At 67.8% G+C, this 13,311-nt stretch carries 12 protein-coding genes; 7 read left to right on the top strand and 5 right to left on the bottom strand.

Annotated features, from left to right (window positions below):
- Positions 1-3 precede the first annotated feature (3 nt).
- The 6 genes from IJ15_RS0104295 (at position 4) to IJ15_RS0104270 (ending at position 5,200) form a co-directional block, all read left to right on the top strand.
- Positions 4-249 (top strand): hypothetical protein, encoded by a 246-nt coding sequence (locus tag IJ15_RS0104295; RefSeq protein WP_031937115.1) that lies wholly within the window; start codon positions 4-6, stop codon positions 247-249.
- Positions 250-317: 68 nt separating this feature from the next.
- Positions 318-1,274, top strand: coding sequence for an ABC transporter ATP-binding protein (locus IJ15_RS0104290; protein WP_051918494.1), 957 nt, complete (start codon positions 318-320; stop codon positions 1,272-1,274).
- A complete protein-coding gene (locus tag IJ15_RS0104285; RefSeq protein WP_031937113.1) occupies positions 1,271-2,317 on the top strand; it encodes an ABC transporter permease in 1,047 nt (348 codons plus the stop codon). The genes IJ15_RS0104290 and IJ15_RS0104285 overlap by 4 nt, the downstream gene beginning before the upstream one ends.
- Before the next feature lie 90 nt (positions 2,318-2,407).
- Positions 2,408-3,508: a hypothetical protein gene (locus IJ15_RS0104280; RefSeq protein ID WP_031937112.1), complete on the top strand. Its 1,101-nt coding sequence runs from the start codon at positions 2,408-2,410 to the stop codon at positions 3,506-3,508.
- Positions 3,505-4,749: a hypothetical protein gene (locus IJ15_RS0104275; protein WP_031937111.1), complete on the top strand. Its 1,245-nt coding sequence runs from the start codon at positions 3,505-3,507 to the stop codon at positions 4,747-4,749. Before IJ15_RS0104280 ends, IJ15_RS0104275 begins: the two co-directional genes overlap by 4 nt.
- Before the next feature lie 181 nt (positions 4,750-4,930).
- Positions 4,931-5,200: a hypothetical protein gene (locus IJ15_RS0104270; RefSeq protein ID WP_031937110.1), complete on the top strand. Its 270-nt coding sequence runs from the start codon at positions 4,931-4,933 to the stop codon at positions 5,198-5,200.
- Between the two features lie 69 nt (positions 5,201-5,269).
- Here the strand turns inward: IJ15_RS0104270 and dnaE are convergent, their stop codons facing one another.
- A complete protein-coding gene (gene dnaE / locus IJ15_RS0104265) occupies positions 5,270-8,812 on the bottom strand; it encodes a DNA polymerase III subunit alpha (RefSeq protein WP_031937109.1) in 3,543 nt (1,180 codons plus the stop codon).
- A 105-nt stretch (positions 8,813-8,917) separates the two neighbouring features.
- Complete coding sequence (gene rarD, locus IJ15_RS0104260; protein WP_031937108.1) at positions 8,918-9,847, bottom strand: EamA family transporter RarD; 930 nt, start codon at positions 9,845-9,847, stop codon at positions 8,918-8,920.
- Between the two features lie 87 nt (positions 9,848-9,934).
- On the opposite strand from rarD, the gene IJ15_RS0104255 reads away from it, so the two are divergent.
- Positions 9,935-11,029, top strand: a complete 1,095-nt coding sequence (locus tag IJ15_RS0104255; protein ID WP_051918493.1) for an alpha/beta hydrolase — start codon at positions 9,935-9,937, stop codon at positions 11,027-11,029.
- Positions 11,030-11,057: 28 nt separating this feature from the next.
- Here IJ15_RS0104255 and IJ15_RS0104250 read toward each other — a convergent pair whose 3' ends face one another.
- The 3 genes from IJ15_RS0104250 to lspA are packed head-to-tail and all read right to left on the bottom strand — an operon-like array spanning position 11,058 to position 13,310.
- On the bottom strand, positions 11,058-11,747 hold the full coding sequence (locus tag IJ15_RS0104250) for a hypothetical protein (RefSeq protein ID WP_031937106.1): 690 nt from the start codon (positions 11,745-11,747) through the stop codon (positions 11,058-11,060).
- A 1-nt stretch (position 11,748) separates the two neighbouring features.
- Complete coding sequence (locus IJ15_RS0104245; protein ID WP_031937105.1) at positions 11,749-12,675, bottom strand: RluA family pseudouridine synthase; 927 nt, start codon at positions 12,673-12,675, stop codon at positions 11,749-11,751.
- Complete coding sequence (gene lspA, locus IJ15_RS0104240; RefSeq protein ID WP_051918492.1) at positions 12,672-13,310, bottom strand: signal peptidase II; 639 nt, start codon at positions 13,308-13,310, stop codon at positions 12,672-12,674. Before lspA ends, IJ15_RS0104245 begins: the two co-directional genes overlap by 4 nt.
- Position 13,311 lies beyond the last annotated feature (1 nt).

Below are 13,311 nucleotides of genomic sequence, written 5' to 3'. Positions count from 1 at the left end.
ACGATGACGACCGCGACACCCCCTCGGCACACCCGTCACCGGGCCGGTCTCACCGTCGACATCGCCGGCACCGCGTGGCCGCTCTACAAGATCGAGGCCGTGGCCACTGCGCTCGGCGTGTTCCTCCTCGTCCTCGCCGTCACGCAGGTCCTGCAGACGGCGGTGCTCACCGCCGCCGCCGTGGCGGTACTCGTGTGGTGGACCCGGCGCGTGATGCTGGCCGACCGCCCGCTCCCGCCGACGGACTGACCCGCCCGCACGACGCTCGCCGGTGAGTTCGACGTCGTAATTGTCCGAACCGCAGTAGCGTTCGGCCGATGACCCCCTCGACCCCCGAGACCCCCGAGGCCACCGAGACCGGCATCCGCGCCGACGGCCTGGCACGCGCGTTCGGCGCCGTCCACGCCGTCCGCTCGATGGACTTCGTCGCACATCCCGGCGAGGTGACCGCCCTCATCGGGCCGAACGGGTCCGGAAAGACCACACTGCTGCTGATGCTCGCGTCGCTGCTGCGTCCCGACGCCGGTTCGATCGACATCTGCGGGCACGATCCTCTCACCGACACCGCGGCCGTGCGCGCACTCCTCGGCTGGATGCCCGACACCCTCGGTGTGTGGGAGTCGCTGACCGCACGGGAGATCCTGACAGCGGTGGCTCGGCTGTACGGCATCAGGCCGGACGCCGCACGCGAGCGGGCCGGCGACCTCCTCGAGACCGTCAAGCTCACCGACCTCGCCGACGCCCCCGCCCGCGCCCTGTCCCGTGGACAGCAGCAGCGACTGTCCCTGGCGCGCGCCCTCGTCAACGATCCCCGCGTGCTGCTCCTGGACGAACCCGCCTCCGGCCTCGACCCGGGTGCCCGGATCGACCTGCGAATCCTGCTGCGCCGCTTGGCAGCCGACGGGCGGACGATCGTCGTGAGCTCGCACGTGCTGTCCGACCTCGACGAGACCGCCGATCGCGCCGTCTTCGTCGCGGACGGCCGGACGGTGCGCATGCAGACGATCGCGGAGGCCGGAGCGCAGGCCCGCCGGTTCGTCGTGCGCGCCCTGGACCCGGACACCCTCGACGCCTCGCTGCTGCGCGCCGGACGCCGACTCGACACGTCCGCGGACCGGCGCCCCGGAGACCGGGTGATCCTGGTGGAGAACGAAGTCGATGCGGCCGCGGCACTGCAGGCACTCGTCGCCGACGGTGTCGCCGTCACCGAGTTCGCCCCTGCAACCGGAACCTGGGAGCAGACATACCTGAGCATGCAGGAGGACGCACGGTGACCACCACACGACCGACCCTCGGATACCTCGACGGCGTCCTGACGGTGTTCGGACTCGAGTTCCGCCAGCGACTGCGCACCCGCGGCTGGTACGTGCTGCTCGTGGTGTGGTTCGCACTGATCTGCGGCGTCACTGCACTCGGGCAGGCGGCGGACAACTCGGCCGACATGGCCGGACAGTTCCTGTTCGAACTGGTCGTCGGGTTCGTCCTGCTGTTCGCGCTGCTGGTGGTGCCGGCGATGTCGGCGAACTCCGTCAGCGGCGATCGCGCGTCGGGCACGCTGGCGATCCTGCAGAGCACCCTGCTGCGTCCCGGACAGTTGCTGTGGGGCAAATGGCTGGCCGCGTGGGCCGCCTCCCTGGTATTCCTCGCGGTCGCGGTGCCGGCCCTGGTGTGGGCCGTGCTCAGCGGCGGCGTCCATGTCGCGAGCCTGCCGGTGTTCATCCTCATGGTGGCGCTCGAACTGGGCCTGATGTGCGCGATCGGAATCGGGATCTCCGCCCGCTCACACCGACCGCTTTTCGCGGTGACCGCCACCTACCTCCTGGTGGCAGCGTTCACGGTCGGAACGCCGATCGCCTTCGGCCTGGGCTCGGCGTTGACGCGCGAGGAGATCCAGGCCCCCGCCGTCGTCGGCTGGGAACCCGACGGCGAGAACGGCAACGGGCACTACAGGTGCAGCGAGACCCGGACGACGTCGTGGACGCTCCTGCACACCGAACGCACCGCCTGGATGCTCGCGGCCAATCCCTTCGTCATCGTCTCCGACGCCGTCCCCAAGGGACCCGACACCTCCCAGGACTTCGGCATCATGGGCTCGATCAGTTCGAGCGTCCGCGACGCGCAGCGCGGCGGCGACGAGGACATCCCCTGCCTGACCGACCGGAACGCGCCGACCGCACCGACCACGGCACGGCCCGGACCGATCTGGCCACTGGGCGTGGGCATCCAGGCCGCGGTAGCTGCCGCCGCACTCGTCGCCGGACACCGACGACTACGCACACCGATCGGCCGACTTCCGGCGGGCATGCGCGTGGCGTGATGCGCGGCAACTCGACAGACCGGTCCGATTGTCGGATTCGCTCGGTACTGTTTCGGCGAATTCGTCTCGACTCGTGCAGAGGATGACCCCATGACTGAGGTTTCGTCGGACCAGCTCGCTGATGACCTGCGGCTGAGCCCGGATCAGATGCTGGCCCTACGTGCCCTCCAAGTCCGGATGCTCGGCATCGATTGGAAGGAGGAGCGCAAGGACCGCACCGAACTCAGGAAGCGAATCCGATTGCGGAGTTTCGTTTCGGATGTACTCGAAGAGATGCTGTCGGCCGAGGCGCAACCGGAGTCGATGTCGGAACAACTGACTGCCCTCGTAGGCAGGCCGCTTCCCGAGCAGCTGGACGGCCTGACCGAGCTTGCACCGCTTCTCGCCAAGGCGATTCCCAGTCGGTCTGCGTGCCTGGTGATCCTCGCCGAACTCATGACGTTCAGTCCCTGGACCGACGATACGAAGTGGGGACCTGCAGCACGAACGTCCGCGCTCGCGCTGGCCGCCGGAAATCTCGCGGGGCTGCGCGAGAACGATCTCGCCACGATGACAAACGAATTCGAAGGCCTGGTCAAAGCGCTCCGGCGCAAGTCGATCAAGTGGGGACGGGTCGCCGCGGTGTCCGTCATCGGAATCGGCGCCGGCGCGCTGACCGCAGGTTGGGCGGCAGCACCCATCGGTGCCGCGATCGGCGGCACCATGGGCCTCACCGGTGCCGCGGCGACTTCCGCCGGCCTGGCCATGTTGGGCGGCGGGTCCCTTGCTGCAGGCGGATTCGGCGTCGCCGGCGGGACGCTGCTCCTGACCGGTGTAGGTGGACTCGCCGGTGGCGGCGTGGCCGCGGCTGGAGTCCGCTACAGCCCGTTGGGCTCTCAAGCCATCGCAGCAGAAGCCGTCAAACTCGACCTCGTCGCACGGATGGTTCTCGCGGACGCACCCGACCGCGACGAGAAGATCCGTCGCGTCGTCGAGAGCTTGCAGGACAGGCTCAACGAAGTCACCGACCGCGTCGGTCTGCTGGTCGAGAAGATCGAGTCGCTCAAACAGGAGAAGGCTGCGACGTCTGCCGAGAACACGGCGCTGCGCGAACGCATCAAGGATCTCGAGGCAGAACTGGAGGACACCAAGCAAGCACAGACCACACTCGAACTGGTTCGCGAGCGCCTACCCACGGAGATGACCGCGTGAGCGACCACGTCGAACGCAACCTCGACACCCAATCTCGCCGGCTCGCCGATCTCGATGCTCTGATCAGCGCAACTCTCGAGGATCGGGAAACTGACATCCAGCTTGCACAGGGCCCTCGTCACCAGAGTTATGCCGAACTGACGGCACACAACGACGAGATTCGTGCCCAGCGGGAGTGGACGGAGGTCGACCTCGATGCGTGCCTGACGGACACACAGCGTGAAGCGTGGGATCTCTGGCAGCAGAAACACCGGCTGGCGTGGTCGAAGGCCGACCTTGTCGCTGTCGGGGCTGTCGGTGTCGTCGGACTGCTGTGCACCTGGTTCGACGCATCGATCGACACCGCGGTGAGGGATCGTCTCGGGAAGCTGATGCCGTCAGACCTCGTGAAGAGCTGGGAGACTGCGGGCAAGCGACTGCCGATCGATTACATGGGCCCCGGATTCGGCGGACGCGCACACCGAGTGAAGTCGGCCGGCCATGATCTCGCGCGTCCCGTCGAGGCCATTCGGCAGATCATGAAGGGCGAGTTCCGCGGCGCGGCCTGGCTCGGCGACGACGTCACCCAGGTCGTCGTCGGCGACAGGTTCAGAGCGGTCGATTCTGCACCCGAGGCGGCCCTGCGGCTGGCCCAGCACCTACTCGCCGACGTGATCACACCCATGAGTCTGCCGATCCCCGGCATGTCGTTCCTGTACGAGAGCGACAGCAAGGCGTTGCGCGACTTCGCACTCCACGCCTACAGCGGCCTCGGTCGAGGCGGTACCGGGTGGAACGTGCGAAGCGGCATCGCGATTCCCGGGATGTGTGTCATGGCCACCGAGATTCTCATACGTACGTACGTGCACCTCGATGTCTACCAGGAGACCGGATCTGCCCGCTTGGACCTTCCTCAGCGGAGGCGGCGAAACGAACTGCTCCTGGCGGCGCACAGCCTCGTGTCCGCGGTGTCGATCGGCAAGGTATCGGCGCAGGTGATCGCCCACAGTTCGGCCGGCAACTACCTACGCGCGGCACATCCATCGCACCTGCGACATGCGAACATCCCGGCTCTTCTGCGTGCCGGCGCACTCGCCGGGACAGTGGTTGCCGATGCCCGCCGCGCGGCCAAGATCCCGTCCGCCCGCTCCTGGGACGAACTGGTGGCCGCTACCGCCGGGCCGTGGCAGTTGGATCTTGTGGACGGAGTGGAAAGCCTGAGCAGCACAGCGGTACTGACCGAACTGGATCTGCTCGCGTAGCCCGGGCCCTACCGACGCATCGGTCGCCGAGGGGTGAGTTCCGCGGCGCCGCCGCCTTCCTGTGAGTCTCCTAGGAGTCTCGAACAACCGGACAAAACCGGCAATATCATGGGTGTTGCAGCAACAGCACCGGTGCGCCCCGGACGCACACCCGTCCGGGTGCCGTACGGAAGGGAGCGTCATGGAACAACAGACACAGACCGCGGACACCGCACGCAGCGTGCGGCGGGTGGTCGTGAAGATCCTTGTCACGCTGTCACTGGCCGCCATCCCCCTGGGGCTGGCCGCGTCCCCGGCACTCGCCGAGACCGCTACACCGGCCGCCGCTCCGAGCGTGGTCGCCGCGACACCGGCGCACCACCACCATCACCACCATCACGGCGGCTGTTGGCGCTGGGAACAGAATCAACAGGGGCAGTGGAACTGGATGTGGCACGAACACCACCGATGACACGCGCCGGTGACGACTAACCCACCCCGACGTCCGGGTCCGATCGGACCCGGACGGCCGCGTACCGGGTCAGCCCGCCAGGCAGCTCGGACCGAGCAGCGCCTTGAGGTCACCCATCAGCGCCGACGACGGCTCCACCCGCAGGACCTCGTCCACCTTCCACAGCGACGTGCCGCGGCTGCCGATCAACCGCACATGCACGTCGGAGGTGCCGGGGTGCCGGGTGAGCACCTGCTTGAGGGCACCGAGCTTCTCCTTGGTGCACTGCCGCACCGGCAGGCTCACCGCGACCGGCTTCGCGACACCGATCGCCGAAAGATCCGGCACCGCAAGGTCGTTCGCGATCAGTGAGACGCGGTCGTCGCGGATCGACACACGCGCCTTGACGAGCACCACCGAGTCCTCGACCACGTCCATCCCGTACACCGAGTAGGCCTGCGGGAAGAACAGCACCTCGATGCCACCGGAGAGGTCCTCGAGTTGGGCGGACGCCCACGTCAGGCCGTTCTTGTTGATCCGACGGTTCACCGACGCGAGGATGCCACCGACGGTCACCTGGGTGCCGTCCTTGATGTCACCCTCGAGGATCGTCGGGATCGCGGTGTCCGACTGCGACGCCAGGACGTGCTCGATGCCGTTGAGCGGATGCCCGGACACGTACAGGCCCAGCATCTCCCGCTCGAGCGCGAGCTTGTGCTTGGTGTCCCACTCCTCGTCGGGGACCTTGACGTTGAACACGGACGCGATCGACTCGTCGGCGTCGTCACCGCCGAACAGGTCGAACTGGCCCATCGCCTCGGCCTTCTTGGTGCCCATCACCGCGTCGATCGCGTCGGCGTGCACCAGCATCAGGCCCTTGCGCGGATGCCCGAGGGAATCGAATCCGCCTGCCTTGATGAGAGATTCGGTGACCTTCTTCGAACACGCCAACGCATCGATCTTGTTGAGGTAGTCGGAGAAGTCGGTGAAACTCCCCTTCTCCTCGCGCCCCGCGATGATCGACGCCACGACGTTGGCGCCGACGTTGCGGACGGCACCGAGACCGAACCGGATGTCCTCGCCGACCGACGCGAAGTCGACGCGGGACGCGTTGACGTCCGGCGGCAGCACCGTGATGCCCATCTTCCGACAGTCCGACAGGTAGACCGCGGCCTTGTCCTTGTCGTCACCGACCGAGGTGAGCAGGCCCGCCATGTACTCGGACGGGTAGTTCGCCTTGAGGTACGCGGTCCAGAACGACACCAGGCCGTAGCCGGCGGCGTGCGACTTGTTGAACGCGTAGCCGGCGAACGGCAGGACCGTGTCCCACAGTGCGGTGATCGCGGCCTGCGAGAAGCCGTTGGCCTTCATGCCGTCGGCGAAGCCGTCGTAGGCCTCGTCGAGGATCTCCTTCTTCTTCTTGCCCATCGCGCGGCGCAGCAAGTCTGCCTGTCCGAGCGAGTAGCCGGCCACCTTTTGAGCGATCTGCATGATCTGCTCCTGGTAGACGATCAGACCGAAGGTGTCCTTGAGGATCTCCTTCAGCGGCTCCTCGAGTTCCGGGTGGATCGGCTTGACGTCCTGCCGCCCGTTCTTGCGGTCGGCGTAGTCGTTGTGCGCATTCATGCCCATCGGACCCGGGCGGTACAGGGCGAGGACGGCGACGATGTCCTCGAAGCCGGTGGGCTGCATGCGCCGCAGCAGATCTCGCATCGCACTGCCGTCGAGCTGGAACACGCCGAGCGTGTCGCCGCGGGCGAGCAGTTCGTACGTGGCCGGATCCTCGATCGGCAACGTGTCGAGGTCGATGTCGACGCCGCGGTTGGCCTTGATGTTCTCGATCGCGTCACCGATCACGGTGAGGTTGCGCAGACCGAGGAAGTCCATCTTCAGCAGGCCGATGGCCTCACACGACGGGTAGTCCCAACCGGTGATGATCGCGCCGTCCTGCGCGCGCTTCCACACCGGGATCGCGTCGGTGAGCGGCTCGGACGACATGATGACCGCGCAGGCGTGCACGCCGGCATTGCGGATCAGGCCCTCGAGCCCGAGCGCGGTCTGGTAGATCTTCGCGACGTCCGGGTTGGAGTCGATGAGCGCGCGGACCTCGACCGCTTCCTTGTACCGCTCGTGCTCGGGGTCGGTGATGCCCGACACCGAGATGTCCTTGGCCATGATCGGCGGCGGCAACGCCTTGGTGATCTGGTCCGCGATCGCGAAACCGGGCTGCCCGAACTGGACTCGCGCCGAGTCCTTGATGGCGGCCTTGGTCTTGATGGTGCCGAACGTGATGACCTGGGCGACCTTGTCGCTGCCCCACTTGTCGGTGGCGTAGCGGACCATCTCACCGCGGCGGCGATCATCGAAGTCGATATCGATATCGGGCATCGACACGCGCTCGGGATTGAGGAACCGCTCGAACAGCAGGCCGTGCGGGATCGGGTCGATGTTGGTGATGCCCATCGCGTATGCGACGAGCGACCCGGCCGCCGAACCACGACCCGGGCCGACGCGGATGCCGACCTCGCGGGCGTGGTTGATGAGGTCACCGACGACGAGGAAGTAGGCCGGGAAGCCCATCTCGTTGATGACCTTGATCTCGTACTCGGCGCGCTCGATGTACTCCTCCGGCACCGGATCGTGCGGGAACCGGTGCTCGCGCAGACCCCGCATCACCTCGTGGTGCAGGAACGACTGCTGGGTGTAACCCTCGGGCACCGGGAAGATCGGCATCCGGTCCCGGTGCTGCCACACGTCCTCGTACGGCTGCACCCGCTCGCCGATGAGCATCGTGTTGTTGCACGCGTCCGGGACCTCGGCGTCCCAGATGGCCCGCATCTCCTCGGCGGACTTGAGGTAGTAGCCGTCACCGTCGAACTTGAAGCGCGTCGGGTCCGACAGCGTCTTGCCGGTCTGGATGCACAGCAGCGCCTCGTGGTTCTCGGCCGCATCCTTGGTGACGTAGTGGCAGTCGTTGGTCGCGATCGGCGGGATGCCCAACTGCTTGCCGATGTCGAGCAGGCCCTCCCGGACCCGCCGCTCGATCGACAGACCGTGGTCCATCAGCTCGAGGAAGAAGTTGTCCTTGCCCCAGATCTCCTGCCACTTCGCGGCGGCTTCGAGGGCCTCCCGGTCGTGGCCGAGGCGCAGCCGGGTCTGGATCTCGCCGGACGGGCAACCGGTGGTCGCGATGATGCCCTCGGCGTGATGGGCGATGAGATCCTCGTCCATGCGCGGCCACTTGCCGAGCTGGCCCTCGATCGATGCGAGGGACGACAGCTTGAACAGGTTCCGCAGGCCCGTCGAATTCTCGGCGACCATCGTCATGTGCGTGTAGGCGCCGCTACCGGAGACGTCGTCGGACTTCTGGCTGCGATCACCCCACAGCACACGCTTGGTGTTGAACCGCGACTCCGGCGCGATGTACGCCTCGATACCGATGATCGGCTTGATGCCGTGCTTCTTGGCGACGTTGTAGAACTCACTGGCGCCGTACATGTTGCCGTGGTCGGTCATGCCGACGGCGGTCATGCCGAGGCGTTCGGCTTCCTTGAACAGCGGGCCGACCTTTGCCGCACCGTCGAGCATCGAGTACTCGGTGTGATTGTGCAGGTGAACGAACGAGTCAGCCACGCGCGCCTCTCCATCTACGGCCGGTGCACGAACACCGGCGGGTCCAGCAGCCCCTGAGTCTAGGCCCTGGTACCGACGGCCCCGAACCGTCGCCACCGGCGACACTCACGGCGCCTCGACGCGCTCCCGCACCGCCTGGGCCGATCGGCGGGTCCGGCGGGCACGGGCCAGGGCGTCGGTGGTGAACACCACCAGCGCCGCCCAGATCAGGGCGAACCCGATCCACCGCGACGGTGGCATCACCTCGTGCATGACGACCACACCCCACACCATCTGCATGACCGGCGTGAGGTACTGCAGGATGCCCAGTGTCGTCAGCGGAATGCGTTGCGCCGCCGCCCCGAACAGCAGGAGTGGCACCGCGGTGACGGGGCCGGCCACCATCAGCAGCAGACTGTGGCCGGCGCCGTTGTCGAAGAACGAACCGGTGCCCGTGACCGCGAGCACGGTCAGGTACACCACCGCGAACGGCGCCGCCACCACGCCCTCCGCAGTCAGGCTCGTGCGCGGATCGAGCGGGATGACCTTCTTGATCACGCCGTACAGCGCGAACGACAACGCCAGTGTGAGGGCGACGACGGGTGGCCGCCCGTAGTCGACGGTGATGATCACCACCGCGACCGCCGCCAGCGTCAGCGCCGCGATCTGCGCGCGGGACAGCCGCTCCCGGAAGATCAGCACGCCCAGGAGCACGCTGACCAAAGGATTGACGAAGTACCCGAGCGCCGCCTCCACGACGTGCCCCGACACGACGGCGTAGATGTAGGTACCCCAGTTGATCGCGATCGCGACGGTGGCCGCCGCCACCAGCCCCCAGGTCCGCGCACCCATCCCCCGCAGCGAACCCAACCGGCCGAGGACGAGCAGCACACCGAGCATCAGCAGCACCGTCCACACCATCCGGTGGGCCAGCACCTCGAGCGACCCGGCGGGCGCGAGGAGACCGAAGAAGATCGGGAACATGCCCCAGATCAGATAGGCCCCGACGCCCGACAGTAATCCGGTGGAATCGTCGCTGCGGGCCCGCTGTGTCACGTGGTCCGACGATAGCCTTCGCGCTACTGTGACCCGTCACGCACCGGTGCGGATCCGGGGCCACCCCAGACGCAGGAGGACGCCCCGGTGACGACGCCCACAGAGCCCGAGAACACGAATGCCGGGCGGACGGAGGATCATCCGTGGCGGCGACGCTTCGCATCGTCGCTCGGTCTGCTGCTCGCGCGCGTCCTGATCTTCGCCCTCACCTTCGCAACCACCCCGCGGCCCGGCGCGATCCTCGTACGTTTCGTCTTCGACAAGGGTGCGCAGAAGACGACGGAGGCGCTCGGGAAGCACGCCCCCGACGGCATCGCATCGATCACGGACCTGCAGTACCGGGACGGCGACGGCGACGCCTACCTCGATGTCTACTTCCCCGAGGACCTGGCGGGCACGACACGGGTGCTGCCGACGGTGATCTGGACGCACGGCGGCGCCTGGATCTCCGGGCACCGCACCAACTACGCCCCGTACTTCCAGCTGATCGCCGACGCCGGATTCACCGTCGTCTCGCTCGACTACTCTCTCGGGCCCGGCCGCAAGTACCCGACGGCCGTCGAGCAACTGCGCGACGCGCACGCATATGTTCTCGCGAATGCCGAACGCCTGCACGTCGATTCGAATCGAATCGTGCTGGCCGGGGATTCGGCCGGCGCGCAGTTGTCGAGCCAGCTCGCGACGATCGCGACCAATCCCGAGTATGCGCGGGCGATCGGGATCGAGTCGGCGCTGCAGCCCGAGCAACTGCGCGGTGTCGTACTCGACTGCGGCATCTACGACGTCCCCAACATGGTCGGTGGGCCCGGCATCATCGGATGGGGCACCGCCGAGTCCATCTGGGCGTACACCGGCACCAAGGACTTCGCGAACTCGGCGGCGGTGGCGCAGATGTCCACGCTCCACCACGTAACCGACCGGTTCCCGCCCGCGTACATCTCCGGCGGCAACGCGGACGCACTGACCGAGAAACAGTCCAAGGCCCTCGCCACGAAACTGACGGACCTCGGCGTGGACGTGACCACACTGTTCTACCCGGACGACCACGAACCGGCCCTGGCGCACGAGTACCAGTTCAACCTCGACAACGCCGACGGCATCAACGCACTGGCCCGGACCGTCGAGTTCCTCCGCAAGCACACCGCAGACGCTCCCGTGGACCGACACCCCAAGGCTCGATGATCGCGACTACCGAACGTCCGGCCGAGGATCACGCCGGCAGCGGCGGCACCGGCCCGTCGTCGGACCCCGGCACCACGGCGATCGTCTGGGACGGCAGCAGCGGGCTGACCGCGAAGGCCCCGGCGACGGCGTCCGACGGCAATGCCTCGACCGCCCGCACGGTCGGTGCCGCCGCCAGCGCCCGCAGATCCGCGAGCGAACCGCGGACCACCGCACCCACCACGCACGGGCACCCCGTCGACAATCGCGCCGCCGAATAGGCCATGACCTGCGACTGCCGGTCCGCGCCCGTTGCCGCCATCGACAGACGTGCCGACGCCACCGTCGCCGCGCGTTCGACGGACTCCCGGTTCGCCGCGACCGGGATCGTGACGATCGGAGTCTGCACCCGCTCGACCGGAACCTGGAACAACACCTGGGACACCCGCAGGGCGCCCACGGTGTCGAGCAACGCCGACGCCGTCACCGGCGCCGCCAACGACACCAGCGCCCAGTGCTCGGCATCGGCACCGACCTGCTGATCGGCGTCGGGCACCGGATCCGCGACCAGGGACGCGGTCGCGCGGTCGAGATACTCCGCGACCTGCTCCCCCGCGTCCGGGCCCAACCTGTCGGTCGACACCCGCGCGGGCGGCACCGGATTCGCCACCCCGAGCGCGACGACGGTTCCGGTGAGCACGACCGCCGCAAAGACGGTCGCCCACCTCCGCGAACTCATCTCACGTGCCCCGCAGAACTCCGAGCGCGTGCTGCAGATCCTTCGGGTAGTCGCTGGTGATCTCGATCCAGCGTCCATCCGCCGGATGCGCGAAGCCCAGCGCCCGGGCGTGCAGCCACTGCCGCTCCAGCCCCAGGCGCTCGGCCAGACGCGGATCCGCACCGTAGGTGAGGTCGCCACAGCACGGGTGCCGCAACGCCGAGAAGTGGACGCGGATCTGATGAGTCCGGCCCGTCTCCAGATGGATGTCGAGCAGACTGGCCGCCTGGAACGCCTCGACGGTGTCGTAGTGCGTGATGCTCGGCTTGCCGTCCGGGGTGACCGTGAACTTCCAGTCGTTGCTGCGATGCCGGCCGATCGGCGCGTCGATCGTGCCACTGCTCGGATCGGGATGCCCCTGCACGAGCGCGTGGTAGCGCTTGTCGATCGTGCGCTGCTTGAACGCGCGCTTGAGCACCGTGTACGCACGCTCGGACGTCGCGACCACCATGACGCCCGACGTACCGACATCGAGACGGTGCACGATGCCCTGACGCTCGTGCGCCCCCGACGTCGAGATCCGGAAGCCCGCCGCGGCGAGACCACCGATCACCGTCGGACCGGTCCAGCCGACGGACGCGTGCGCCGCGACACCGACCGGCTTGTCGACCGCGACGATGTCGTCGTCGGCGTAGAGGATCTCCATCCCCTCGACCGGTTCGGCCTCGATCGTCAGCGGCCGCGGCGGCTCGGGCAACTCCACCTCGAGCCACGTGCCGGCGGAGAGCCGATCGGACTTCCCGACGGCGGCACCGTCGATGCGGACCGCGCTTTCCTCCGTGAGCACGGCCACCGCGGTGCGCGAGAGGCCCAGCAGTCGCGCCAGTCCGGCGTCGACCCGCATGCCCTCGAGCCCGTCGGGAACCGGCATCGAACGTGTTTCTCTCATGCCACATCCCCCTTGTCCGAGGTCTCGGTCGTCGTGTCGGACTTCTTCGGGTCGTGCTTCGTGCCGTTCGGTTCGATACCGAACAGGGTGAGCGCCACCAGCAGGATCGCACCGCACACGATGGCCGAATCGGCGACGTTGAACACCGGCCACCAGCCCACCGACACGAAGTCCACGACGTGGCCCTGCAGCGGTCCCGGTGACCGGAAGAGCCGGTCGATCAGGTTTCCGAGCGCACCGCCGAGCACGAGTCCCAGACCGAGCGCCCACCACCGCGAGCCGAGGGTGCGACCGATCTTGATCACACCGATCACGACACCGACCGCCACCAGCGTCAGCAGCCACGTCATCCCGGTCGCCATCGAGAAGGCGGCACCCGGGTTGCGGATCAGCGTCAGGGTGACCGTGTCGCCGATGATCCGGACCGGGTCCTTGGGGTCGATCAGCGCGACGGCGAGAATCTTCGTCACCAGATCGAACGCGAGGATCCCGACCGCGACGCCGATCAGCAGGCGCATCAGACGCGCGCCGCGCGGCGCGGCCTCGACGGGATGGTCGGGGTCCGGTACGGGCTGATCGGGAATCGGTTTACCTTTCACGGCGTGGTCGTCGCTGTCGGTGCGGTCGTCACTCACC

The organism is Prescottella defluvii (genome assembly GCF_000738775.1).
Lineage (GTDB): Bacteria > Actinomycetota > Actinomycetes > Mycobacteriales > Mycobacteriaceae > Prescottella > Prescottella defluvii.
The sequence above is the reverse complement of the archived record's forward strand: the minus strand, read 5'-3'. Positions and strand labels throughout refer to the sequence as shown.